This is a genomic window from Streptomyces sp. NPDC052016 (assembly GCF_044548445.1).
Taxonomy (GTDB): Bacteria; Actinomycetota; Actinomycetes; order Streptomycetales; family Streptomycetaceae; genus Streptomyces.
Genome location: NZ_JBIUBX010000023.1, coordinates 72,363 through 95,340, shown reverse-complemented (window position 1 = coordinate 95,340; position 22,978 = coordinate 72,363). Strand labels below are relative to the sequence as shown.

The 22,978-nt window shown below is 71.4% G+C and carries 20 protein-coding genes, 1 tRNA gene and 1 pseudogene; 11 read left to right on the top strand and 11 right to left on the bottom strand.

Annotated elements, in window-relative coordinates; genetic code table 11:
* Positions 1-208 precede the first annotated feature (208 nt).
* On the top strand, positions 209-2,476 hold the full coding sequence (locus ACIHAR_RS27055) for a transglycosylase domain-containing protein (RefSeq protein ID WP_400022326.1): 2,268 nt from the start codon (positions 209-211) through the stop codon (positions 2,474-2,476).
* Positions 2,477-2,625: 149 nt separating this feature from the next.
* Here ACIHAR_RS27055 and ACIHAR_RS27050 read toward each other — a convergent pair whose 3' ends face one another.
* Positions 2,626-3,090, bottom strand: a complete 465-nt coding sequence (locus tag ACIHAR_RS27050) for a GatB/YqeY domain-containing protein (RefSeq protein WP_400022325.1) — start codon at positions 3,088-3,090, stop codon at positions 2,626-2,628.
* Between the two features lie 90 nt (positions 3,091-3,180).
* Between ACIHAR_RS27050 and ACIHAR_RS27045 the strand changes: the two genes are divergently transcribed.
* From ACIHAR_RS27045 to ACIHAR_RS27030, 4 genes and pseudogenes are all read left to right on the top strand, one after another.
* Positions 3,181-4,107 carry a metallophosphoesterase gene (locus ACIHAR_RS27045; protein WP_400022324.1) on the top strand — a complete coding sequence of 309 codons (927 nt, stop codon included), beginning with the start codon at positions 3,181-3,183 and terminating at the stop codon, positions 4,105-4,107.
* Positions 4,108-4,241: 134 nt separating this feature from the next.
* A pseudogene (locus tag ACIHAR_RS27040) lies at positions 4,242-5,040 on the top strand (Pr6Pr family membrane protein).
* Between the two features lie 42 nt (positions 5,041-5,082).
* Positions 5,083-5,156 (top strand) — tRNA-Pro (locus ACIHAR_RS27035).
* Positions 5,157-5,308: 152 nt separating this feature from the next.
* Positions 5,309-5,674: a VOC family protein gene (locus tag ACIHAR_RS27030; protein WP_365467173.1), complete on the top strand. Its 366-nt coding sequence runs from the start codon at positions 5,309-5,311 to the stop codon at positions 5,672-5,674.
* 41 nt (positions 5,675-5,715) lie between these two features.
* On the opposite strand, the gene ACIHAR_RS27025 is transcribed toward ACIHAR_RS27030, so the two are convergent.
* Positions 5,716-6,324: a DJ-1/PfpI family protein gene (locus tag ACIHAR_RS27025; RefSeq protein ID WP_365467171.1), complete on the bottom strand. Its 609-nt coding sequence runs from the start codon at positions 6,322-6,324 to the stop codon at positions 5,716-5,718.
* A gap of 227 nt (positions 6,325-6,551) precedes the next feature.
* Positions 6,552-6,926 (bottom strand): VOC family protein, encoded by a 375-nt coding sequence (locus ACIHAR_RS27020; protein WP_388760481.1) that lies wholly within the window; start codon positions 6,924-6,926, stop codon positions 6,552-6,554.
* A 169-nt stretch (positions 6,927-7,095) separates the two neighbouring features.
* Between ACIHAR_RS27020 and ACIHAR_RS27015 the strand changes: the two genes are divergently transcribed.
* Positions 7,096-7,389 (top strand): zinc-ribbon domain-containing protein, encoded by a 294-nt coding sequence (locus ACIHAR_RS27015; protein ID WP_365467168.1) that lies wholly within the window; start codon positions 7,096-7,098, stop codon positions 7,387-7,389.
* A gap of 167 nt (positions 7,390-7,556) precedes the next feature.
* On the opposite strand, the gene ACIHAR_RS27010 is transcribed toward ACIHAR_RS27015, so the two are convergent.
* Both ACIHAR_RS27010 and ACIHAR_RS27005 read right to left on the bottom strand, forming a co-directional pair.
* A complete protein-coding gene (locus ACIHAR_RS27010) occupies positions 7,557-8,270 on the bottom strand; it encodes a TIGR03943 family putative permease subunit (RefSeq protein ID WP_365467166.1) in 714 nt (237 codons plus the stop codon).
* A complete protein-coding gene (locus ACIHAR_RS27005) occupies positions 8,267-9,445 on the bottom strand; it encodes a permease (RefSeq protein WP_400022323.1) in 1,179 nt (392 codons plus the stop codon). Before ACIHAR_RS27005 ends, ACIHAR_RS27010 begins: the two co-directional genes overlap by 4 nt.
* Before the next feature lie 164 nt (positions 9,446-9,609).
* Between ACIHAR_RS27005 and ACIHAR_RS27000 the strand changes: the two genes are divergently transcribed.
* Complete coding sequence (locus ACIHAR_RS27000) at positions 9,610-11,541, top strand: NAD-binding protein (RefSeq protein ID WP_400022322.1); 1,932 nt, start codon at positions 9,610-9,612, stop codon at positions 11,539-11,541.
* 108 nt (positions 11,542-11,649) lie between these two features.
* Here ACIHAR_RS27000 and ACIHAR_RS26995 read toward each other — a convergent pair whose 3' ends face one another.
* Positions 11,650-13,464 carry a prolyl oligopeptidase family serine peptidase gene (locus ACIHAR_RS26995; protein WP_365467162.1) on the bottom strand — a complete coding sequence of 605 codons (1,815 nt, stop codon included), beginning with the start codon at positions 13,462-13,464 and terminating at the stop codon, positions 11,650-11,652.
* 235 nt (positions 13,465-13,699) lie between these two features.
* Between ACIHAR_RS26995 and ACIHAR_RS26990 the strand changes: the two genes are divergently transcribed.
* Positions 13,700-14,524, top strand: a complete 825-nt coding sequence (locus ACIHAR_RS26990; RefSeq protein WP_365467160.1) for an SURF1 family protein — start codon at positions 13,700-13,702, stop codon at positions 14,522-14,524.
* Here the strand turns inward: ACIHAR_RS26990 and ACIHAR_RS26985 are convergent.
* The 4 genes from ACIHAR_RS26985 to ACIHAR_RS26970 form a co-directional block, all read right to left on the bottom strand.
* A complete protein-coding gene (locus ACIHAR_RS26985) occupies positions 14,494-15,537 on the bottom strand; it encodes a hypothetical protein (RefSeq protein WP_400022321.1) in 1,044 nt (347 codons plus the stop codon). The genes ACIHAR_RS26990 and ACIHAR_RS26985 overlap by 31 nt on opposite strands.
* Positions 15,538-15,665: 128 nt before the next feature.
* Positions 15,666-16,358: a SigE family RNA polymerase sigma factor gene (locus ACIHAR_RS26980; protein WP_365467156.1), complete on the bottom strand. Its 693-nt coding sequence runs from the start codon at positions 16,356-16,358 to the stop codon at positions 15,666-15,668.
* Between the two features lie 522 nt (positions 16,359-16,880).
* On the bottom strand, positions 16,881-17,948 hold the full coding sequence (locus ACIHAR_RS26975) for an aspartate-semialdehyde dehydrogenase (RefSeq protein ID WP_365467154.1): 1,068 nt from the start codon (positions 17,946-17,948) through the stop codon (positions 16,881-16,883).
* A complete protein-coding gene (locus ACIHAR_RS26970) occupies positions 17,948-19,240 on the bottom strand; it encodes an aspartate kinase (protein WP_365467152.1) in 1,293 nt (430 codons plus the stop codon). The genes ACIHAR_RS26975 and ACIHAR_RS26970 overlap by 1 nt, the downstream gene beginning before the upstream one ends.
* A 220-nt stretch (positions 19,241-19,460) precedes the next feature.
* On the opposite strand from ACIHAR_RS26970, the gene ACIHAR_RS26965 reads away from it, so the two are divergent.
* Positions 19,461-20,228: a response regulator transcription factor gene (locus ACIHAR_RS26965; RefSeq protein WP_400022320.1), complete on the top strand. Its 768-nt coding sequence runs from the start codon at positions 19,461-19,463 to the stop codon at positions 20,226-20,228.
* Entirely contained in the window at positions 20,225-21,589 is a 1,365-nt protein-coding gene (locus tag ACIHAR_RS26960; protein ID WP_400022319.1) for an ATP-binding protein, read from the top strand. Before ACIHAR_RS26965 ends, ACIHAR_RS26960 begins: the two co-directional genes overlap by 4 nt.
* Here ACIHAR_RS26960 and ACIHAR_RS26955 read toward each other — a convergent pair whose 3' ends face one another.
* Entirely contained in the window at positions 21,590-22,087 is a 498-nt protein-coding gene (locus tag ACIHAR_RS26955) for an SgcJ/EcaC family oxidoreductase (RefSeq protein ID WP_365467146.1), read from the bottom strand.
* Between the two features lie 131 nt (positions 22,088-22,218).
* Between ACIHAR_RS26955 and ACIHAR_RS26950 the strand changes: the two genes are divergently transcribed.
* A complete protein-coding gene (locus tag ACIHAR_RS26950) occupies positions 22,219-22,965 on the top strand; it encodes a TSUP family transporter (protein ID WP_400022318.1) in 747 nt (248 codons plus the stop codon).
* Positions 22,966-22,978 lie beyond the last annotated feature (13 nt).

Genomic DNA, 22,978 nt, shown 5'->3' with positions numbered 1-22,978 from the left:
AAACGGGACAGTTCTGTTGCGTCACAACGGACGCCGGGTGACACTCAAGGCGGATTCGGACACGCCCCCACCAAAAAAGTGAGGAACCTCCGGAACGATTCGGGGTCGCCGGACGTATTGATACGTAGCCCTGCTGCTGTGACAGTCGAGAGCAGCTTAGGCCAAGGCATATACGCGTGTCCGGCGAATGAGAACGTAGGCTGCCCTCATGCCAAAGAAGCGCTCGGGCGGTGGTCTGACGGCAACGCAGCAGGCCGCCAAGTTCCTCGGTGTCAGTGTGCTCTCGGGAGCCGTGCTGGCCGGTATCGCCCTGCCCGCGTTCGGCGCGCTGGGCCTGGCCGCCAAGGGGTCGGTGGAGTCCTTCGACGAACTTCCGGCCAACCTCAAGACACCGCCGCTCAGCCAGCGCACCACGATCCTCGACGCCAAGGGCGAGACGCTCGCCACGGTCTACTCCCGTGACCGCACGGTCGTCGACCTCAAGGACATCTCGCCCTACATGCAGAAGGCGATCGTCGCGATCGAGGACTCGCGCTTCTACGAGCACGGCGCCGTCGACCTCAAGGGCGTCCTGCGCGCGCTCAACAAGAACGCGCAGAGCGGCGGGGTCGCCCAGGGCGCCTCCACGCTCACCCAGCAGTACGTGAAGAACGTCTTCGTGGAGGAGGCCGGCGACGACCCGACGAAGGTCGCGCAGGCCATCCAGCAGACCCTCGGCCGCAAGATCCGCGAGCTGAAGTACGCGATCCAGGTCGAGGAGGAGCTGGGCAAGAAGAAGATCCTCGAGAACTACCTGAACATCACCTTCTTCGGCCAGCAGGCCTACGGCGTCGAGGCCGCCTCCCAGCGGTACTTCTCCAAGCACGCCAAGGACCTCACCCTGCCCGAGGCGGCCCTGCTGGCCGGCATCGTCCAGTCCCCCAGCCGCTACGACCCGGTCAACGACGAGGCCGAGGCCACGAAGCGCCGTAACGTCGTGCTGGAGCGCATGGCCGAGGTCGGCGACGTCTCGCAGGCCCAGGCCGAGCAGGCGAAGAAGGCGCCACTGGGCCTGAAGGTCACCCAGCCGAAGAACGGCTGCATCACCGCCGTGCAGGGCGCCAGCTTCTTCTGCAAGTACGTCGAGCGGGTCTTCAAGAGCGACCCGGTCTTCGGCAAGACCAAGGAGGAGCGCGCCAAGGTCTGGAACCAGGGCGGCCTCACCATCCGGACGACGCTCGACCCGCAGGCCCAGAAGTCCGTCCAGGACTCGCTGAAGGACCACGTCTACAAGTCGGACAAGGTCGCCGCGGCGGCCACGCTCGTCGAGCCCGGCACCGGCAAGATCCTCGCGATGGGCCAGTCGAAGCCGTACGGCTACGGCAAGAACGAGACCGAGTACAACTACTCGGTCAACTCGGCCATGGGCGGTTCGAACTTCGGCTTCCCGACCGGCTCGACGTTCAAGCCGTTCGTGGCCGCGGCCGCCCTGGAGGAGGGCCGGCCGGTGACGCAGACGTACCCCGCGCCGTACGAGATGCCCTACCCGAGCCAGGTGCAGACGTGCAGCGGCAAGCCCTGGGTCAACACCGGCAACGCCAAGCTGGAGAACGAGGCGGAGTCCGAGGTCGGGCCGTACGCGCTGAAGAAGGCCATGGAGCTGTCGGTCAACACCTACTTCGTGCAGATGCTCGCCGACATAGGCATGTGCCCGGTGGTGAAGATGACCAACGCCCTCGGCGTGGTCCAGGGCAACGGCGACAAGGTCCCGGAGGTGCCGTCGTCGATGACGCTCGGTTCGACCGGCCTCTCGCCGCTGACGATGGCGAGCGCGTACGCCGCCTTCGCCAGCCGCGGCATGTACTGCACGCCGGTCGCCATCGAGTCGATCACCCAGACCGTCGGCGGCGAGAAGAAGTCGCTGGAGGTCCCGAAGTCGACCTGCTCGCGCGCGATGAGCGAGAAGACCGCGGACAGCATCAACACGCTGCTGAGCGGTGTGACCGACTCCGGCACGGGCAAGCAGGCCGGTCTGTCCGGCCGCGACAACGCCGGCAAGACGGGCACGACGGACGAGCGCAGGAACGCCTGGTTCGTCGGCTACACCCCGAACCTCTCGGGCGCCGTCTGGGTCGGCAGCGCCACCCAGAAGGTCAAGATGACCCGCATCACCATCGGCGGCGTCTACCACGCCCAGGTCTACGGCGGTGACACGCCCGGCCCCATCTGGCGGGACGCCATGACCGGCGCCCTCCAGGGCAAGGAAGCCCCCCGCTTCAACATGGTCGACATCCCGAACCCCGAAAAGCCCCGCGACGAGAACGACAAGGGCAACGGGAACGGCAACGGCGACGGCGACGAGGGCTTCATCGGTGGCCTGATCAACGGCGGCACGACGACCGGCAACACCACCGGCGGCATCACCCTCCCGGACAACCTGTTCCAGGGGCAGACCAACGGCGGGAGCAACGGGTCCGGCGGCCGGGGACGCGGCTGACCCCGGGGCCGGACGCCCGAGCGGTCCGGCTCACGACGAACGGCCCTGCATGACGAACGGCCCCGGCCTCTCCGTACGAGAGGCCGGGGCCGTTCGTCGTTCCGTCGGCCGGATCAGCAGGACCAGCCGGATCAGCCGGATCAGCCGGATCAGCCGGCCAGGAGCTTCTTGACCGCGGCGGCGACGCGGCCGCCCTCGGCCTGACCGGCCACCTTCGGGTTCACGATCTTCATCACGGCACCCATGGCCCGCGGCCCCTCCGAGCCGGCCGCCTTCGCCTCCTCGACGGCCTGGGCGACGATGTCGTTCAGCTCGTCGTCGCTGAGCTGCTTGGGCAGGTACGCGGCAAGGACCTCGCCCTCGGCCTGCTCCCGCGCGGCCTGCTCGGCGCGACCACCCTGCGCGAAGGCGTCGGCCGCCTCACGCCGCTTCTTCGCCTCACGGGTGATCACCTTCTGCACCTCGTCGTCGGAGAGCTCGCGCTTCTCCTTGCCCGCGACCTCCTCCTTGGTGATCGCGGCGAGCGTCAGCCGGAGCGTCGAGGAGCGGAGCTCGTCGCGCTCCTTGATCGCGGCGTTGAGGTCTTCCTGCAGCTTCGACTTGAGCGTGGTCATGTCGTTGATTGTCGCAGGTGCGGGGAGCCCGACGCCCGTACATTTAAGGGGCGATCATGTGACGGCCGTCGGGTCTGACACGATGGACGTATGCGCGCGCGATACGGAGTACCTGTAGGAATCGCGGCGGTTGGTGCCGCCGGTCTGTTGTACTCGGCGGGCTTCGAGGCCCGCTTCTTCCGCCTCCGACGGGTGACGGTCCCCGTCCTCCCCGCCGGGATGCGCCCCCTGCGCGTGTTGCAGGTGTCCGACATCCACATGGTCAGCGGCCAGCGCAAGAAGCAGCGCTGGCTGCGCTCCCTGGCCGGCCTGCGCCCCGACTTCGTGATCAACACGGGCGACAACCTCTCCGACACGGAGGGCGTCCCGGAGGTCCTCGACGCGCTGGGCCCGCTGATGGAGTTCCCGGGCGCGTACGTCTTCGGCTCCAACGACTACTACGGCCCGAAGCCGCGCAACCCCGCCCGCTACCTGCTCGAGAAGGTCCAGGGCCGCCACGGTCTGAACGGCAACCCGCCCGCCGTCGGCGTGGTCCACAACCCCTGGGAGGACCTGCGCGACGCTTTCGACGCCGCGGGCTGGCTCAACCTGACCAACACGCGCGGCACGCTGAAGGTCGACGGCGTGTCCGTCGAGCTCACGGGTCTGGACGACCCGCACATCAAGCGCGACCGGTACGCCGAGGTGGCCGGCGGCCCGTCCCGCTCGGCTGACTTCTCGATGGGCGTGGTGCACGCACCGTACCTGCGCACGCTGGACGCCTTCACGGCGGACGGCTACCCCCTGATCCTCGCCGGCCACACCCACGGCGGCCAGGTGTGCATCCCCTTCTACGGCGCGCTGGTCACCAACTGCGACCTGGACACGGACCGCGTGAAGGGCCTCTCCACGCACACGGCGGAGGGCCGCACGGCGTACCTGCACGTCTCCGCGGGCTGCGGAGCGAACCGCTACACACCGGTACGGTTCGCGTGCCCGCCGGAGGCGACGTTGCTGACGTTGGTGGGGCGGGAGTAGGGGGCAGGGGCAATGGGGGGCAGGGGCCATAGGGGGCAGGGGCAAGGCCCCCCTCCGCATCGCCGCCCATCCCCGCTCCCCCATATGGGCGCACCCGGATGGCCCCATTTGCCCCCTCTTCCTAGCGTGAGGGGATGACCGCCCCGATACCGAGGGACCTGCCGGACCTCCCGCCCATCCCCCGGCCCCACGCGCTCCTCCCCTCCCTCCTCTTCTCCCTCGTCCCCGCCTCGGCGGTGGTGGCCCCGGTACGCCGCCCCCTGGCCGCGGTGCTCCGCCTGCTGATCGCCGCGACAGCGGCGGCCGGCGTCGCTCTGGCACTGCTGCTCGGCAGTCCGGCGCGCGTGCTGAGCCACTTCGCCGTCCAGAGCGGCATCCTGTTCGCCATGGTCACGGCCCTGTCGGCCTACCGCGCGTGGACGGCCCGCCGCCCGGTTCCCTCCGCCTGGACAGGTGCGGCGCTGCTCTACGTCCTGATCACCGGGCTGGTGTACCACCTGCTCCTGGTGGACGCGGCGAGCCCGTTCTCCGTGACGGGCACGACCGGCGCTCCGACGGGCCGGCACGCGGTCGCGGACCACCTGCTGCACACGGTGACGCCGGCCGCCGCCGTCCTGGACTGGCTGCTGCTGACACCCCCCGGCCGCCTGCGCCTGCGCCGAACCGCGCCGTGGCTGCTGTACCCCCTGGCCTTCCTGGGCTACTCCTTGATCCGCGCGGAACTGATCACCCCGGGCACCCCCGGCCGCCACCTCTACCCCTTCCTCGACGCGGCCGCCCACGGCTACAAGCACACCCTCGCCAACGCGCTGCTCCTGGGCCTGTCCTTCTACGCCCTCGCACTCGTCCTGGTGGCCGTGGACCACGTCCGCCCCAACCCCGTCCGCCCACCGTGCCAAAACCGGATTTCGTCTGGAGCCACCGGTGGGCTAAAGTAAACGACGTCGCCGCGACAAGCAGGACAAGCAGCGACATCGGGGTGTAGCGCAGCTTGGCAGCGCGCTTCGTTCGGGACGAAGAGGTCGTGGGTTCAAATCCCGCCACCCCGACAGTGAGACAGCAGGTGAGGCGCCTACTCGGATGAGTAGGCGCCTCACCTGTTTCGTGTGCCTGGCTGTCCGCGTGAGGGACTCGTCGGCGTCGGTTCCCTCGGCGTCCTTGAGCCCTGTTGTCTGAGTCCTGACAGGTCTACGCTCGGCTAATGACCTTGGAATGGCGGCATGTAGTGGTGCACTCGGCAGACCCCGCGGCTCTGGGGCAGTGGTGGGCCGAGGCTCTTGGCTGGGTTGTGGTCCACACCTCTGATGTGGAGTTCGCGATCCGTCCGGAGGCGGATCGCTCGCCGGGGTTGGAGTTCGTTCTGCTTGATGAGGCCAAGAAGGCCAAGAGCCGACTGCATCTCGACTTCGTGCCCGATGACCAGGACGCCGAGGTGGCTCGCCTCGAGGCTCTTGGCGCCAAGCGTGTCGACATCGGCCAGGGTGACCAGCCGTGGGTTGTCATGGCAGACCCCGAAGGCAACGAGTTCTGCGTTCTTGGCCGGCGGCCCCAGAACACGACTTCCTGAGGCCCTGGCACACCGAAGGCCCCAAGATTCATGGGTCCGCGTCAGCGTAGTGCTGCTTCGCCCGTGTGGACGGCGCGCAGGGCGCGGTCGACTGTTTCCCGGTTCTCGCCGACCGGGGCCACATAGTCGATGACGTCACGCGCGGCGTCCTCACCTAGCGTTCGAGTGATCACCCATGTGGCGAGGTACTGCGACGCCAGGCAACCGCCCGCCGTGGCGATGTTCCCCTCGGTGTGGAAGGGCGCGTCCAGCACGGTGACGTCGTAGGCCTCGACGAAGGGCCGGCTCTTCATGTCCGTGCAGGCGGGCATGCCGTCCAGCAGTCCGAGCCGGGCGAGCACCAGCGCGCCGGAGCACTGCGCACCGATCAGCTGTCGCGAGGGGTCCAGCGGCAGCCTGGAGATCAGCCGGTCGTCGGCGACCACCTCGCGTGCCTTCACCCCGCTGCCGATCAGCACGACGTCGGCTTCGGTCACGAACTCCATCGGGCGCTGGCCGGTCACCTCGACGCCGTTCATCGACGTGACCACCGGCGTCGGTGTCGTGATGACGGCCTCCAAGCCGTCCTTTCGGCACCGGTTGATCAGGGCGGAGGCGATGAAGCTGTCGAGCTCGTTGAACCCGTCGAAGGTGACCACGGCTACCTGCATGGCGTCTCCTAGAAGTACGGCGCATCAGGGGTGCACCTTCTCAGCAGCGCTGTGTCCGGGTCGCGGGCCAATGGGCGATCGGTGGCTCGTCCGCCCGTCCGCCGGCCCGTCTGACCGCCGTCCCTGGGTGGGGCGTGGGGGCCGGCGTCGGGCGGTCCTGGTCGTCGTCGGTTTCCTTGCGGTCTCCTTCGCAGGCCCCATGTCTCACGTGGCCTGCGTCCCACGTGCTACGCGGGTTCCTGGAGGACGGACAGGACGTTCCCGGCCGGATCGGTGAACCACGCGATCAGCGGGCCGCCGCCGCGGAAGATGCCCTTCTCGTCCGCTTCGAGGTGGTCGTAGCGCTCGAAACGCACACCCCTCCTGCTCAGCTCGTCCACCGTCGCCTCGATGTCGTCGACGGGGAAGTTGAGGATCGTGTACGTGGCCGGGGTGTGGTCGGGCTTGGGGTAGACCAGGATGTCCCGGTCGCCCGCGATGTGCAGGGTCAGCATGCCTCCCTGCTCGGACACGCGGAGTCCGAGCGTCTCGCCGTAGAACTTCCTGGCCGCGTCGATGTCGTCCACCGAGAATCCGCTGTACGCCTTCGTCGTGTCGAACATGGTCGCCTCCAGGGCTTGTGCTCTCCACTTCAGGACCGGCGGGCGGCCGGAAACTCATCGGTCGGGCGGCGCGGGCGTCCGGCGCACCAGGCCCTGGCTCGTTTTCGGTGACCTGTGAGGGAAAGCCGGGAGAGGATCTGAACAGACCGATCCAGGAAGGACCCGACAAATGATCATCTTCGGCACCAAGGGGTACCTGTACCAGCTCGCGATACTGACGCTGGTCTGTGGCCGCTGCGGCAACCCCGCCGCGCACACGCTCAGGAAGCGCGTCACGAAGTTCACCCTGTTCTTCGTGCCCCTGTTCCCGGTCTCCACGAAGTACGCCACGCAGTGCACCTTCTGCGGCGCGGAACAGAAGGTGACCAGGGAGCAGGCGGAGCAGTTGCAGGTGCAGGGCGGTGGCGGGTTCGGCGGTCAGCCGTACGGGCAGCCGCAGCAGCAGCCGTACCAGGGGAGGTGACGGGCCGGCCTCGACGGCGTCCTTCATCCGTTCCGGGTTCGTCAGTAGTTCCGGATTCGTCTGTCGTTCCGGGGTCGTCTGTCGTTCCCGGTTCGTCAGTCGATCCGGGTTCGTCAGTCGATCCGGGTTCGTCAGTCGTTCCAGGTTTCGCGGTCGTACCTGGTTCGTCAGTTGTTCCAGGTCTCGTCGTACGGGTCCCGGGGTGCCGTCACCGGCTTCGCGGTGGCGACCTCGAGGAACGGGATCGGGCCGTCGTTCACCGGGTCGCGGGTCAGCCGGGGGGTGTAGGTGCCGGTGACCTGCAGCCAGGTGTCCGGCTGGAGGACCGGGGGGATGCGGCCGGTGAGGCCCACCTTGACCGGCTGGGCGTCCGCGGCGCAGCAGTTGAGGGTCATGCGGACCAGGTACGGCGTGCCGTCCTCGTCGAGGGTCACGAAGCCGGTGAGCGCGACACGGCGGCCGGTGAGGGTGCGGCCGTGGTCGTAGGCCGCGCGGCCCGCGTAGTCGGCCACCGCCAGGGGGAGCGGATCGGTGGCGGGGAGCGCGGGGTAGGCGACGGGTTCCTGGAGGGCCGTGCCCGTGCGGGTCGCGCTGTAGGAGCCGAGGGCCGGCGGCGCCACCAGGATCAGGGCCAGGAGGGGGAGAAGCAGGAGCCAGGAGACTCGGGGTTCGGGGTGCGAGTGTGATTCCTCGGGCTCCTTGGCCTTGCGCCACTCGTACCACGCCGTCGCCAGCGCCGTGGCGATCAGGACCGCGCCCGACGCCAGGAGGAGGGGCTGCAGGCCCGCCTTGACGTACCGCAGGTAGAGGTCGGTGGCGCCGGCGTGCAGGAGGCTCGCGCCGAGGAGGAACAGGACCGCTGCCTGGGCCTGACGGTTCACAGGAGCACCGCCCCGGTCAGGGCCGACACGGCGACGGCGAGGCAGAACGTGGCGGGGGCGAAGCGCAGGGCGAAGGCACGGCCGAAGGTGCCCGCCTGCATCGCGAACAGTTTGAGGTCGATCATCGGGCCGACCACCAGGAAGGTGAGCCGGGCCGTGAGCGAGAACTGGGTCAGGGACGCCGCGACGAACGCGTCCGCCTCCGAGCAGAGGGACAGCACCACGGCCAGGGCGGCCAGCGCCAGCACCGCCACCACCGGGTTGTCGGCGGCCGTGCGCAGCCAGCTCTCCGGGGCGACCGCCTTCAGGGTCGCCGCCGCCATCGCGCCCACGACGAGGAAGCCGCCCGCGTGCATCACGTCGTGCCGCACCGAGTCCCAGAACGCCGCCCCCCTGCTCTGCCCCTCGTGCGGCGCGTGCGTCGGCGGGCGCAGCCAGTCCGTGCGGCCCAGGCGGTGCCAGAGCCAGCCCATCGCGCACGCCACGAGCAGGCTCGCGACGAAACGGGCCAGGACCATTTCGGGGTCGCCGGGGAAGGCGACGGCCGTGGCCGTCAGGACGATCGGGTTGATGGCCGGGGCGGACAGGAGGAAGGCGAGGGCCGCCGCGGGGGTGACGCCCCGGCGGACCAGGGCGCCGGCGACGGGGACCGACGCGCATTCGCAGCCCGGCAGCACCGCGCCCGCGGCGCCCGCCACCGGCACCGCCAGCGCGGGGCTGCGGGGCAGGGCGCGGGCGAAGAAGGACGGGGGGACGTACACGGCGATGGCCGCCGACAGCAGGACGCCGAGGACGAGGAACGGCAGCGCCTGCACGACCACCGCCACGAAGACCGTCGTCCAGCTCTGCATCACCGGGGCGGAGAGGGCGCGGCGGAGCGGGCCCTGCACCAGCACCAGGAGGAGCAGGAGCGCGGTCAGAACGAGGGGGGAGGTGAGGCGCCGGGGTTCCTGGGTGCTGCCGGACTCACGGGCGGCGCCGGGAGATGCGGGGTGGTTGCCCGGCTCATGGGAGTCGTGCGATGTGGGGCGGCCTGGGTCATCAGGGCCGCGGGAGTCCCGAGGGATGCCGGACTCGTCGGGGCCGCCGGGATGCTGGGGATCGTGATCCTGCGGGTCGTCGGATCCCCGCGGGGCCGTGCCCTCCTCGTGCGAGGCCGCTCTGGTGATGGCCACGGGTGGGCACCTCCGGGTTCCGTGTTCTCCCTCCCCTCCCATACGAGGGCACGGGACCGCCCGTTCACCGCATTTCTGGAACCACCCGTCCCGGTGAGGCAGTCTTCTCCCGTGTGGGGAGCGTTCCGAATCAGGGTGGGCCGTCGGGAGACACCGGCGCGCACATGGTGGTGTGCGGCGACGACGGGCTCGCGCACCGGCTGGCCGCCGAGTTGCGGCACGTGTACGGGGAGCAGGTGACGCTCGTCGTACCGCCTTCCGAGCGCACGGTGCGGCCGCCTGTCGTCGGGCGGGCCCGTGCGGTGTCGGCGGCGCTGCTGGACCGGGTGGTGAGCGCGGCCGTCAACCGGGCCTCGGGCAACGGTGGTAGCGGTTCGGGGGGCTCCGGCGGCCCGGCCGGTGGCGGTTCCGCCGCCGGAGAGCGTGGTGAACGCGGCGGCCCCGGAATGGTGTTGGAGGCCGCCGAGCCCACCGAGGCCGTGCTCGCCGAGGCCGGAGTGGACCGGGCCGCCGCGCTGGCGCTGGTGTACGACGACGACGAGACGAACATCCGCGCCGCCCTCACCGCCCGCCGGATCAACCCCCGGCTGCGGCTCGTCCTGCGGCTCTACAACCGCCGGTTGGGACAGCACATAGAGGAACTCCTCGATCAGGCGGCCGCGTTGGCGATCGGCGGCGTGGCCGGGGATGCCGTCGTGGGGGACGCGTCGACGACCGTGCTGTCCGACGCCGACACCGCCGCGCCCGCGCTGGCCGCGACCGCCGTCGTCGGGACCACCAAGGTCGTCCAGACGGACGGGCTGCTGCTGAGGGCCGTCGAGCGCCCGCCGCCCGGTCCCGGGCAGGCCGTCGACCCCCGGCGGGCCACCCTCGCGCTGCTGTCCTCGACGGGCAACGACCCCTCTTTCGCGGACGGTTCGGATGCCAGCGGGGATCAGGGGCCCCAGCTGCTGCCGGACGCGGCGACGGTGGCGTCCGCGACCGGGCGGGGCAGTGTCGTCCTGGAGCAGGTGGCGTACTCGGCCGGGACCGCGCTGCCGTCGGGGCGGGGCGTCGGGGTGGTGGCGCCGTTCGCCTCGTTGTTCTCGCGGCGGCTGCGGTGGTCGTTGGCCGGGCTGGCCGGGTGTGTGATCGCGCTCGCGGTGGCGCTGTGGCTGGCGACCGGGATCCATCCACTGGGCGCGGTGTACCTGACGTTGCTGGATCTGTTCGCGATCAACGATCCGGCGATCGGGTCGTCGACCGAGCGTCAGGTGCTGCAACTCCTGTCCGGGCTGATGGGACTCCTGCTGCTGCCGGTGCTGCTGGCGGCGGTGCTGGAGGCGCTGGGCACGTTCCGCGGGTCGGGATCGCTGCGGAAGCCGCCGCGTGGGCTGGGCGGGCACGTGGTGCTGCTCGGGCTGGGGAAGATCGGCACGCGGGTGCTGACGCGGCTGCGGGAACTGGACATCCCCGTGGTGTGCGTCGAGGCCACGCCCGAGGCGCGCGGGGTCGCGGTGGCGCGACGGTTGCGGGTGCCGGTGGTGCTCGGGGACGTCACCCAGGAGGGTGTCCTCGAGGCCGCCCGGATCCGCCGGGCCCACGCCCTGCTCGCGGTGACCAGCTCCGACACGACGAACCTGGAGGCCGCGCTGTACGCGCGGTCCCTGCGGCCCGACCTGCGGGTGGTGCTGCGGCTGTACGACGACGACTTCGCGACCGCCGTGTACCGCACCCTGCGGGCCGCGCACCCGCACGCGCTCACCCGGAGCCGGAGCGTGTCGCATCTGGCGGCGCCGTCGTTCGCCGGGGCGATGATGGGGCGGCAGATCCTCGGTGCCATCCCGGTGGAGCGGCGCGTGTTGCTGTTCGCCGCGCTGGAGGTCGGGGGGTACGCGCAACTGGCCGGGAAGACGGTCGGGGAGGCGTTCCGCGCGGGGTACTGGCGGGTGCTGGCGCTGGACACGGGCGAGGAGGGGCAGGGCGGGTCGGGGCTGGTGTGGGATCTGCCCGAGACGTACGTCCTGCGGAACGAGGACCGGGTGGTGCTGGCGGCGACGCGGAAGGGACTGGCGGAGTTGCTGGGCCGTCGCCGCAGGGACCGGCCCGGGCCATGACAACCGCGCAGGCGGGCCCTTGCACACAGGTGGGGCCCCACACAGGTGGGGCGCCCCCGCACCGCCGTGGGGGCGCCCCACCTGCGTGGGGGCCCCGCCACCCGTCTCCTACCGCAGATGCCGCTCCGCGAACTCCAGCTCCAGCCGCACCTGCTTGATCCGCTCGTCCACCACCAGGGAGCCGTGGCCCGCGTCGTAGCGGTACACCTCGTGGACGGCGCCGCGGGACTCCAGGCGCTTGACGTAGTTGTCGATCTGGCGGATGGGGCAGCGCGGGTCGTTCACCCCCGCCGAGATGTAGACCGGGGCCTTGACCTGGTCGACGTAGGTCAGGGGTGAGGACGCCTGGAAGCGCTCCGGGACCTCCTCCGGGGTGCCGCCCAGGAGGGTGCGGTCCATGGCCTTCAGGGCCTCCATCTCGTCGTGGTAGGCCGTCACGTAGTCGGCGACGGGGACGACCGCGATGCCCAGGGCCCACGCGTCGGGCTGGGTGCCGAGGCCGAGGAGGGTGAGGTAACCGCCCCAGGAGCCGCCGGTGAGGATCAGGCGGTCGGGGTCGGCGAGGCCGGAGCCGATCGCCCACTCGCGGACGGCCGCGATGTCCTCCAGCTCGATCAGGCCCACCCGGTGCTTCAGCGCGTCCGTCCAGGCGCGGCCGTAGCCCGTGGAGCCTCGGTAGTTCACGCGGACGACCGCGTAGCCGTGGTCCACCCAGGCCGCGGGGCCCGCCGCGAAGGAGTCGCTGTCGTGCCAGGTGGGGCCGCCGTGGATGTCGAACACGGTGGGCAGGGGGCCGGTCGCGCCGGCGGGCTTCTGGACCAGGGCGTGGATACGGCCGCCGGGGCCCTCCACCCATACGTCCTCGACCGGGACCGAGCCCGGGGACTTCATGCCGGGCGGGTCCAGGACCACCCCGCCGGACGTCGAGCGGACCACCGGCGGCTGGGCGGCGGAGGACCACAGGTACTCCACGCTGCCGTCGGGGCGGGCCGTCGCCCCGGACACCGTGCCCGGCGGGGTCGGCACTCTCACGAGCTCGCGGGTCGCCAGGTCGTAGCGGAACAGCTCGCTGCGGGCCTCGAAGCTGTGGGCGACCAGGAGGCCGGAGCCGTCCGGGTACCACTCGGCGCTGACGTCGCCCGGCAGGTCGAGCGCCAGGTCGGTCTCCTCGCCCGTCGCCACGTCCCACACCAGCGGCTCCCAGCGGCCCCGGCGCTGGTGGCCGATGAGCAGCCGGGTGTCGCCGTCGACGGGGGCGAAGCCCAGCACCTCCAGGCCCAGCTCCTCGGTGCCGCCCTTGGTGTCGTCCAGCTCGGCGACCGTGCTGCCGTCGGGGCGCAGGACGCGCAGCGCGGAGTGCATCGCGTCGCCGTGCTCGGTGTGCTCGATCGCGATGAGGGAGCCGTCGTGGGAGAGGTCGCCCACGCCCGCCGACTCGCGGTGGCGGTACAGCTCGAAGGGGGCCTCGCCGAACCGGGCCACGTGGATCGTGGTGCCGTCCTCGTCGGTGGAGCGGCCCACCACCGCCGTACGGCCGTCGCGGCCCAGTGCCAGGCCCGCCGGGTACGAGGGGTCCAGGCCCGGCGCCGCCAGCTCGTCCTCGCCGCCCTCGAAGGCCTGGCGGCGCCAGACGCCGAACTCGTCGCCGTCCTTGTCGTCGAACCACCAGATCCAGGCGCCGTCCGGGGAGAGCACGCCGTCCGTCGTGCCGTTCGCCCGGTTCGTCACCTGGCGCTGGGTGCCGGTCGAGCGCTCCCAGGCGTACAGCTCGTACGTCCCCGTCGCGTTCGACACGAACAGGGAGCGGTCCGGCGCGTCCTCCGCCCAGTCGGGCAGCGACACGCGGGGCGCCCTGAAGCGCTTCTCCCAGTCCGGCATCTCCTCGTACCGCTGCGGTGCGGCGGACCCGTTGCTCTCAGTCATGGCCCCATAGTGCCCGCACAGGGAGACACTTCGCTGCCGAGGCCCCCAGCCTGTGGACAACTTCGAGCAAGCCCTTTCCCGCCCGCTTCCGGTTTCCTTACATCCGCACGCGCCACGGGGCACGCCACGGAGGCGCTCTCCGTCGAGCCGACCGCGGGCCCGGAGCACCCGGCGGGCGGGCCGGTGACCGACCCCGCGGGCCGGTCGGCCGTGTCCGCCCCGTACCGTTGAGGGCGTGTACCGGTTTCTGCTGACGCCCCGATGGTGGGGGATCAACGTCTTCGTCCTGCTGGCCATCCCCTTCTGCGTGTTCATGGGGTCCTGGCAGCTGAGCCGGTTCGAGGCCCGGGTCGACGATCACCACAGCGCGCAGGAGCGGGCGTCGTCGGAGCGGACGGGGGCGGCTCGCCCGCTGGCCGAGATGCTGCCCGTGGACAAGGCCACCTCGGGCGAGCGGGTCACCGCGACCGGGCGGTACGGCGAGCAGCTGCTGGTCCCGGACCGTGAGCTCGACGGCGAGCGCGGCTTCTACGTCCTGACCCTCCTGCGGACGGACACCGGCAAGGCCGTGCCCGTCGTCCGCGGCTGGCTGCCCGGCCGGGCCGACGCGGCGAAGGCCCCGGCCGCGCCCACCGGCGAGGTCACCGTCACCGGCGCCCTCCAGGCGTCCGAGACGCCCGGCGAGAACGGCGTGAGCGCGCAGGGAGGCCTGCCCGCCGGGCAGACGGCCGCGATCAGCGCGGCCTCACTGGTGAACCTGGTGTCCTACGACCTCTACGACGCCTGGATCACGCTCGACACCGCCGACTCGGGGATGACGGCGGTGCCCGCGAGCGCGCCGGCCGGCACGGGGCTGGATCTGAAGGCGTTCCAGAACCTCGGGTACACCGGCGAGTGGTTCGTGTTCGCCGGGTTCGTGGTGTTCATGTGGTTCCGGCTGCTGCGCCGCGAGGTGGAGTTCGCGCGGGACGCGGCGCTGGGCATCGTCCCGGACGGGACGGACCCCGCGCCCGCACCGGGCGCCGGGGCTCACGACGAGGCCAGCACGCCCGTCCGGTAGACGGTCCCCGCGCAGGCGTCGGACACCGTGGCCGCCACCGTGGGCTCACCACCCTCGGCGGTGTAGGTCACGACGACGCTGCCGTCGGCCGTGCCGTCCTCGACGAGCAGCTGGGTGGAGGCGCCGTCGGTGCCGGTGGAGGTGGAGCCGGTGGCGGCCTGCTCGCTCTCGGTCGGCTGGGGGGAGGCCGAGCTGCCGCCGTCGCCGCCCCCACCGGGGCTGCCGGTGGTGGGGCAGGTCTCGGAGGGCACCCAGGCGAACTTCACGTCGTAGGCCGACCCCGGGGCGAGGGAGAGCTGGGAGACGTAGAGGGAGGGGTCGGGCAGGTCGGCCGCCGCGTCTCCGGAGACGTGCTCCACCACGCTGATCTTCGTGCTGTCGGCGGCGCCCTGGGCGGTGGGGGTGACGGAGACCTTCCCGCCGACGGTGCAGGCGCTGTCGGAGACGTTGACGACGCGGAAGGTGCCGTAGACGACGCCGGCCGAGTCGGGGACCTCGACGCCTGCGGTGGCCTCGCCGAGCTGGGACGACGCGCAGGCGGGCGCTGTCGTCCCCGCGCTGGCGGAGGGGTCGGCGCCGGTGGCGGAGCCGGTGGCGCCACCGGGGTCCTTGCCCGGACGGGTGTCCTTGCTGGTGCCGGCGCCCTGCTCCCCGCCCTGGCCGGCGGAGTCGCCCGCCTTGCCCGAGGAGCCGCCGTCGGGGGCCTTGCCCTCGCCCGCGCCGCCCTGGGCCTGGGAGGCCTGGCCGGCCATGGCCGGGTTGGCGTCGGACCCGCCGGCGTTGGAGACGTGCAGGAGGGCGGGGACGGCGGTGCCGACGAAGAGCGCCGCGGCGGCCATGCCGACGGCGGCCTGCCGCTTGCGGGCCCGGCGGGCCGGGACGGCCCGCCGGAGGTGGTCCAGCGTCCCGTCGCGCGGCTCCATCTCCTGGACCGCCTGGTGCAGCATCCGGCGCAGTGCCAGCTCGTCCGAGTCGAGCCCGTCGGGGCCCTGGTCGTCGAGGTGGAGGTTCACAGTTCCGTTCCCAGCGTGCGATTGCTTCGGCTCTTGCTTGTGCGGGGGCCTCGTCGGCTCGGGCGACGAGAGGCCGCCGGCGTCCGGCTCCTGCCGTTCGTGGTCGGCCGCGTCCCCGGCTCGCCCGCTCACGCCCGCGCCTCCATGGCGACGCGCAGGGCGGCGATGCCGCGGGAGCCGTAGGCCTTGACCGAGCCGAGGGAGATGCCGAGGGTCTCGGCGACCTGGGCCTCGGTCATGTCGGCGAAGTACCGCAGGACGAGGACTTCGCGCTGGCGGCGCTGCAGTCCCTTCATCGCCTTGATGAGGGAGTCGCGCTCCAGCTGGTCGTAGGCGCCCTCCTCCGCGCTGGCCATGTCCGGCATCGGCTTGGACAGCAGCTTCAGTCCGAGGATGCGGCGGCGCAGGGCGGAGCGGGAGAGGTTGACGACCGTCTGGCGCAGGTAGGCCAGGGTCTTCTCCGGGTCGCGGACGCGCTTGCGCGCGGAATGGACGCGGATGAAGGCCTCCTGGACGACGTCCTCGCAGGAGGCGGTGTCGTCGAGGAGGAGGGCCGCGAGACCGAGCAGCGAGCGGTAGTGCGCCCGGTAGGTCTCGGTGAGGTGGTCGACGGTGGTGCCGGCCGCCACCCCGTCGTCGGCGTACCCGACGGGGTCGGCGCCGTCACGCTGGCTGGGGATGCGGGTGGGCCGCGCTGCGGGCATGGGCGCGATCACCGGCATGCCACCGGGCGCCCCGGCCTGGCGGGGGCGGAAGGCGTTGCGGGGCGGCCGCAGGGCCGTACCGCGGGTCGCCGCGGGGAAGTCGAGTACCTCTGCCACGCCAGTTGGACACACGTCCCCCCTCGGGGGTTGTACGTGCCGGGCGCCGCTTTCCCGCCGGACGGTGAAACAGGCGCCGCGGCCGGTGACGCAGGCGTCCGCGCCGCCGCCCCGGTCGCCCGTCTCGTCCCGGACGGCAGCACCACTGACGGCGTCTCACATGCCCTCATGTGTCCCGCTCTTCCCTATGTCCCATATGAACGGGCGTCCCCACGCCCCGATCACGGCGTCCCCTACGCGCCGGGATCACACCTCCGCGCACCCCGAAGGGTGACCGCAAAGACGCTCCCCGCATTCCGCGTGGTTGCGGAGTGCGGGGAGGAAAAACTCCATGCATCTTCGAACGCCAAAGGTGCCCGATACAAGTGGTACCGGTCGTCGACCGGCTCACATCCACCCGCGAAGATCCTACAAACCCGTCAAGCTCTGGCCAGCGGTTTTGCGGTGCAGCGGCCCCTCGTCTCCGAAAACGCCTTCGGCCGGTGGCGGGCCCGTCGGCTCACACCCGGTTCGACGGGCCTCTCACGACAGCTCCGCCGCCACCAGTTCGGCGATCTGCGCGGTGTTGAGGGCGGCCCCCTTGCGCAGGTTGTCCCCGCACACGAAGAGCTCGAGCGCCGTGGGGTCGTCCAGCGCCCGGCGCACCCGGCCGACCCAGGTCGGGTCGGTGCCGACGACGTCGGCGGGCGTGGGGAACTCCCCGGCGGCCGGGTCGTCGCACAGGACGACACCGGGGGCCGTGGCGAGGATCTCGCGGGCCTTGTCGACGGTGACCTCGTCCTGGAAGCGGGCGTGGACGGTGAGGGAGTGCACGGTGATCACCGGCACCCGCACACAGGTGACCGCCACGGGCAGCTTCGGCAGTCCGAGGATCTTGCGGGACTCGTCCCGCACCTTCATCTCCTCCGACGACCAGCCGTCCGCGCGCAGCGACCCCGCCCACGGCACCACGTTCAGCGCGACCGGCTCCGGGAACGGCCCGGTGCGGTCGCCCACGGCCCGCCGTACGTCACCGGGGCTGGTCCCCAGCTCCGTGCCGGCCACCAGGGACAGCTGCTGCCGCAGGGTCTCCACACCGGCCCGTCCCGCCCCGCTGACGGCCTGGTACGACGACACCACCAGCTCGCGCAGGCCGAACTCGGCGTGCAGCGCGCCCAGGGCGACGATCATCGACAGGGTCGTGCAGTTCGGGTTGGCGATGATCCCGCGCGGACGGATCCGGACCGCGTGCGGGTTGACCTCGGGAACGACCAGCGGCACGTCCGGGTCCATCCGGAAGGCGCCGGAGTTGTCGACCACGACCGCGCCCTTGGCGGCGGCGACGGGCGCCCACCGTTCGGCGACTTCGTCGGGCACGTCGAACATCGCGACGTCGACACCGTCGAAGGCCTCTTCGGTGAGCGCCACCACCTCGACCTCCTCACCGCGTACGGCCAGCTTGCGGCCGGCCGAGCGCGGTGAGGCGATCAGCCTGATCTCGCCCCAGACGTCGGCGCGCTGGGACAGGATCTGCAGCATGACCGTGCCGACCGCTCCGGTCGCTCCCACGACCGCGAGCGTCGGACGCACGGACACCCGGGGGCCCGTCATCAGCGCCCGGTGCCTCCGTAGACGACGGCCTCGTCGCTGTCGGAGTCGAGGCCGAAGGCACTGTGCACGGCGCGCACGGCCTCGGGGACGTCGTCGGCGCGGGTGACCACCGAGATGCGGATCTCGGAGGTCGAGATCAGCTCGATGTTGACGCCCGCGTCGGACAGGGCCTTGAAGAAGTCGGCCGTGACGCCCGGGTTGGTCTTCATGCCCGCGCCGACCAGGGAGATCTTGCCGATCTGGTCGTCGTAGCGCAGGGAGTCGAAGCCGATGCCGCCCTTGTTCTTCTCCAGCGCGTCGATGGCCTTGCGGCCCTCGGCCTTCGGCAGCGTGAAGGAGATGTCCGTCAGGCCCGTGGAGGCGGCGGACACGTTCTGCACGATCATGTCGATGTTGATCTCGGCGTCGGAGATCGTGCGGAAGATCGCGGCGGCCTCGCCCGGCTTGTCCGGCACGCCGACGACCGTGATCTTGGCCTCGGAGGTGTCGTGCGCGACACCGGAGATGATGGCCTGCTCCACCTGCTTGTCCCCTTGCTGCTGTGTCTTTCGAACGACTGGCTCGCTGCTGACCCACGTGCCCTGCAGTCCGCTGAAGGACGAGCGGACGTGGATCGGGATGTTGTACCGGCGCGCGTACTCCACGCAGCGGTGGAGCAGCACCTTGGAACCGGACGCGGCCAGTTCGAGCATGTCCTCGAAGGCGATCCAGTCGATCTTCCGGGCCTTCTTCACCACACGCGGGTCGGCGGTGAACACGCCGTCGACGTCGGTGTAGATCTCGCACACCTCGGCGTCCAGCGCGGCCGCGAGGGCGACGGCGGTGGTGTCGGAGCCACCGCGGCCGAGGGTGGTGATGTCCTTGGTGTCCTGGCTGACGCCCTGGAACCCGGCGACGATGGCGATGTTGCCCTCGTCGAGCGAGTCACGGATCCGGCCCGGCGTCACGTCGATGATCCGGGCTTTGTTGTGGACCGAGTCGGTGATGACACCTGCCTGGCTTCCGGTGAAGCTCTGGGCCGAGTGGCCCAGGTTTTTGATCGCCATGGCCAGCAGGGCCATGGAGATCCGCTCCCCGGCGGTCAGCAGCATGTCGAGCTCGCGCCCGGCAGGGATCGGGGATACCTGCTCGGCGAGATCGATCAGCTCGTCCGTCGTGTCGCCCATCGCGGAAACCACGGCGACCACCTGGTGGCCGTTCTTCTTGGCTTCCACGATCCGCTTGGCGACGCGCTTGATGCCCTCGGCATCGGCTACGGAGGAGCCTCCGTACTTCTGCACGACAAGGCCCACGTGCGCTCCTCGCTCAGTTTGTCTCTTTCCGCACATACGCCCTTGTACTGCGGGTCGGCTCAGTCTAACGAGCGCCCGTATTCCGCCCCCGGGGTATCGCATGGTGAGACCCCACGCGAGGACACCCGGAGACGGGGCCGGACGGCCGTCCAGGACGTTCCCTGCCCAGTTCGACCGAGCTGATAGCTGTTCATTAAATTTCAAGTACTAAGGTGCGGCTGTGCACGTACTCCTGGTGGAAGACGACGAACCGGTGGCCGAGTCGCTCGGACGCGGTCTGAAACGCTACGGCTTCGAGGTCGACTGGGTCACCACGGGTGCGGCCGCCCTCTCCCACACGTCCCCCTACGACGTCGTCCTCCTCGACCTCGGCCTGCCCGACACCGACGGCCTGGACGTCTGCAGGGCGCTGCGCGAGCGCGGGAACGTGCCGATCATCGTGATCAGCGCGCGCAGCGACGAGACGGACCGGGTGGTCGGGCTGGAGCTGGGCGCCGACGACTACGTCTCCAAGCCGTTCGGGGTGCGCGAGGTCATCGCGCGCATACGGGCGGTGATGCGCCGCGTCCAGCCCCGTACGGCCGAGGGGAGCGGCGCCGCCGGCGGACCCGACCGCTACGGGACACGCCTCACGATCGACCGCAAGGCGGTCCGGGTGCACGTGGACGGCGAGGAGATCGCCCTCTCGCCGAAGGAGTACGACCTGCTGGCCTTCCTCACCGAGGAGCCGGGCGCGCTGATGTCCCGCGAGCAGATCATGGAAGCGGTCTGGGACGCCAACTGGTTCGGGCCGACGAAGACGCTGGACGTGCACGTGGCGGCGCTGCGCCGCAAGTTCGCCGGGGTGATCGCCATCGAGGCGGTGCGCGGGGTCGGCTTCCGGTTGGAGATCGTCGGCGGCACGGTCCCCGGCTCAGGTTCCGGCACCGTCCCCGTCCCCGGCTCCGGCTCCGGCTCCGGCTCCGGCTCCGGCGGACCGGTCTCATGATCAAGCAGCTCATCCGCAGCTACGTGCTGCTGGTCGCCGTCGCCATCGGCCTGTTCACCGTGCCGGTGGCCTTCACGCTGACGGCCCAGCTGCGCGGCGACACCGAGGTGTCCGTGCAGCGCGAGGCCACCACCATGGCCCTGCTGCTGGGCAACGCCGACACCGCGTCCTGCCAGGCCCTGGAGGAGATGGCCAAGGCCTACGCCGAGGAAACCAAGGACGAGGTGCAGGTCACGGCCACCGCACGGTGCTCGGCGGACCTGCCGCGCCCCCGGCCGGACGCGGCCCTGACCACCGCCCTGGAGAAGGGCGACGAGACCGTCGACTGGGGCTCGGACCTCATCTGGGGCCGCCACCTGGTGATCACGGTCCCCGCACAGCACGACGAACAGGTCGTCGGCGCCGTACGGATCGTGTACTCCACCTCCGGGCTCACCGACCGTCTGTGGACGATCTGGGGCTTCCGCGCCGTCCTCGCGGTGGCGGTGCTCGGCGTGGCCGCGCTGATCGGCGCGGTCGCCGCCCGGCGCCTCACGCGCCCGCTCCGCCAGCTCAACGACATGGCCACCAAGTTCAGCAACGGTGACCTGACCGCACGCTCCCCCGAGACGGGCCCCCAGGAGACGCAGACGCTGGCGCGCACCCTGAACCAGGCCGGCGAGCGCCTCGACACGCTGATCGCGTCCCAGCGCATCTTCGTGGCGGACGCCTCGCACCAGCTTCGTACCCCCCTGACGGCGCTCAGGCTGTCGCTGGACAACATCGCGGACGGCGTGGACGACGAGTTCGTCCGGGAGGACGTGGAGCAGGCCACCGCCGAGGTGGTGCGGATGAGCCGCCTGGTCAGCGGCCTGCTGGTGCTGGCCCGGGCCGAGGCCGGGGTGACGGCGGCGGAACCGCTGCCCCTGACCGACCTCGTGACGGAACGCCTGTCGGTGTGGAGGCCGGCCGCCGAGGAGCGCGGAGTCACCATCGCGCTCAGGGGGAGTGGTGTCGGCGACCGGCCGTCCGTGCTGGCCAGCCCCGGTCATCTGGACCAGGTACTGGACAACGTGTTGTCGAACGCCCTGGAGGTGTCGCCGGACGGCGGGACGATCACCGTCCGGGTGGAGCCGAGGTCCGACAAGGTGGTGCTGTCGGTCCTGGACGAGGGTCCGGGCATGTCCGACGCGGAGAAGTCCCGCGCGTTCGACCGCTTCTGGCGCGGTCAGGGCCTCACCGGACGGTCCGGTTCCGGGCTGGGCCTCGCCGTCGTCAGACAGCTGGTGACGGACGACGGCGGGACGGTGGCCCTGGCGGACGCCCCGGGGGGCGGGCTGTGCGTGCGGATCACGCTCCGCGCCGCGCAGCGCACGGGCTGATCAGCCCTCGGGCATCGCCGACGAGTGGTGGTTGACGATCTTCCACTGGCCGCCGCGCTTCTCGTACTCGTAGGTGTAGCGGGCCTCGACGACGCGCTTCTCGCCGGTCTCGTGGTCGGTGAGCGTGAACGCGTACACGCCGGTGTCGATGGCGGAGTTGCCGTCGAGGACGTTGATGTGCGTCTCGATCTTCTTGCCGACCGGCTTGCCGGCGAGGAAGTGCTCGAAGTAGTCGACGATGCCGGCGCGGTCGGTGCGGACCTTGTTGGACACCGTCGGCAGCAGGACCGCGTCCTTGGCGTAGCGGTCCGCGACCACCTCCGGGTCACCGGTCCGCAGGGCGGCGTTCCAGCCGTCGAACAACGCGGCGATCTGCCGCTTGCCGGGCTTCCCGGGCTCCTCGGAGCCGGCCGCGCTGACGCCGGCCGTCACCGTCGCGGCGGTGACGAGGGCGGTGGCGGTGACGAGGGCGGCGCGTATGCGGGTCGTGCGGGTCATCGCAACTCCTGTGCGGACAGTACCTGTTGGGATGACCCAAGACTCTCTTCACGCCGGTTAGGGCCCGTGCAGCCGTCGTACAACGCACGTGCAGGACCTTTCCAATTCCCCGATGGTGCAGGCAGGTGGCCATGACGGGTGGAGTGGGTGCCGCCGAGGCACTGCTGGCGGGGACCGTGCTGCTCGGCTCGTGCGTGCAGTGGCTGACCGGAATGGGCTTCGCGCTGGTCGCGGTGCCCGCCCTGGTCCTGCTGCTGGGCCCGGCCGACGGGGTCGTCCTGGCCAACTGCGCGGCCGGCGCGATCAGCGTGGTGGGTATGGCGGGCGGCCGGCGCGGGGTCCGGCTCCGGGCGATGGTCCCTGTGTGCGCCGCCGCGGCCTGCACGGTACCGGCGGGCTCCTGGCTGACCCGCCGCCTCCCGGACCCGGTCCTGATGTCGGTGATGGGCGCCCTGGTGACGGTCGCCGTGCTCCTGATCATGCGGGGTGCCCGCGTCCCGGCCCTGCGCGGCACCCGTGGCGCGGTCGTGGCCGGCGCGGCGGGCGGTTTCATGAACACCGCGGCGGGCGTCGGCGGCCCCCCGGTCTCCCTGTACGCCGTCAACGCGGGCTGGACCGTACGGGAGTTCGCCCCCAACGCGCAGTTCGTGGTCGTGAACGCGTTCTCGGTCGCCGCGAACGGGGTGCCGGAGCTCAGCGGTCCCGACCGGACGGCCGTCGTCGTCGCGATGGCCGTGGGCGCCCTCGCCGACCGGGGCCGCGCGGGACGGACACCGGAGCGTCGGGCCCGGCTGCTGGTGCCGGGGCCGGCGTCGGCGGGTGGGCTGACGGCCGTGGCGAAGGGGGTGTGGGGCCTGTGGCCGACGCCCGGGGCCTGAGCCCCGGGCCGCA

Excerpts from the sequence above, each read along its gene's own strand:
- ACIHAR_RS27030 (WP_365467173.1), top strand. The coding sequence starts at position 5,309 with ATGACCTTGGAATGGCGGCATGTAGTGGTGCACTCGGCAGACCCCGCG.
- ACIHAR_RS27050 (WP_400022325.1), bottom strand. The coding sequence starts at position 3,090 with ATGACCACGCTCAAGTCGAAGCTGCAGGAAGACCTCAACGCCGCGATC.
- ACIHAR_RS26950 (WP_400022318.1), top strand. The coding sequence starts at position 22,219 with ATGACGGGTGGAGTGGGTGCCGCCGAGGCACTGCTGGCGGGGACCGTG.
- ACIHAR_RS26975 (WP_365467154.1), bottom strand. The coding sequence starts at position 17,948 with ATGACGGGCCCCCGGGTGTCCGTGCGTCCGACGCTCGCGGTCGTGGGA.
- ACIHAR_RS27015 (WP_365467168.1), top strand. The coding sequence starts at position 7,096 with ATGATCATCTTCGGCACCAAGGGGTACCTGTACCAGCTCGCGATACTG.
- ACIHAR_RS27000 (WP_400022322.1), top strand. The coding sequence starts at position 9,610 with ATGGTGGTGTGCGGCGACGACGGGCTCGCGCACCGGCTGGCCGCCGAG.
- ACIHAR_RS27025 (WP_365467171.1), bottom strand. The coding sequence starts at position 6,324 with ATGCAGGTAGCCGTGGTCACCTTCGACGGGTTCAACGAGCTCGACAGC.
- ACIHAR_RS27055 (WP_400022326.1), top strand. The coding sequence starts at position 209 with ATGCCAAAGAAGCGCTCGGGCGGTGGTCTGACGGCAACGCAGCAGGCC.
- ACIHAR_RS26960 (WP_400022319.1), top strand. The coding sequence starts at position 20,225 with ATGATCAAGCAGCTCATCCGCAGCTACGTGCTGCTGGTCGCCGTCGCC.
- ACIHAR_RS26955 (WP_365467146.1), bottom strand. The coding sequence starts at position 22,087 with ATGACCCGCACGACCCGCATACGCGCCGCCCTCGTCACCGCCACCGCC.
- ACIHAR_RS26995 (WP_365467162.1), bottom strand. The coding sequence starts at position 13,464 with ATGACTGAGAGCAACGGGTCCGCCGCACCGCAGCGGTACGAGGAGATG.
- ACIHAR_RS27020 (WP_388760481.1), bottom strand. The coding sequence starts at position 6,926 with ATGTTCGACACGACGAAGGCGTACAGCGGATTCTCGGTGGACGACATC.
- ACIHAR_RS27045 (WP_400022324.1), top strand. The coding sequence starts at position 3,181 with ATGCGCGCGCGATACGGAGTACCTGTAGGAATCGCGGCGGTTGGTGCC.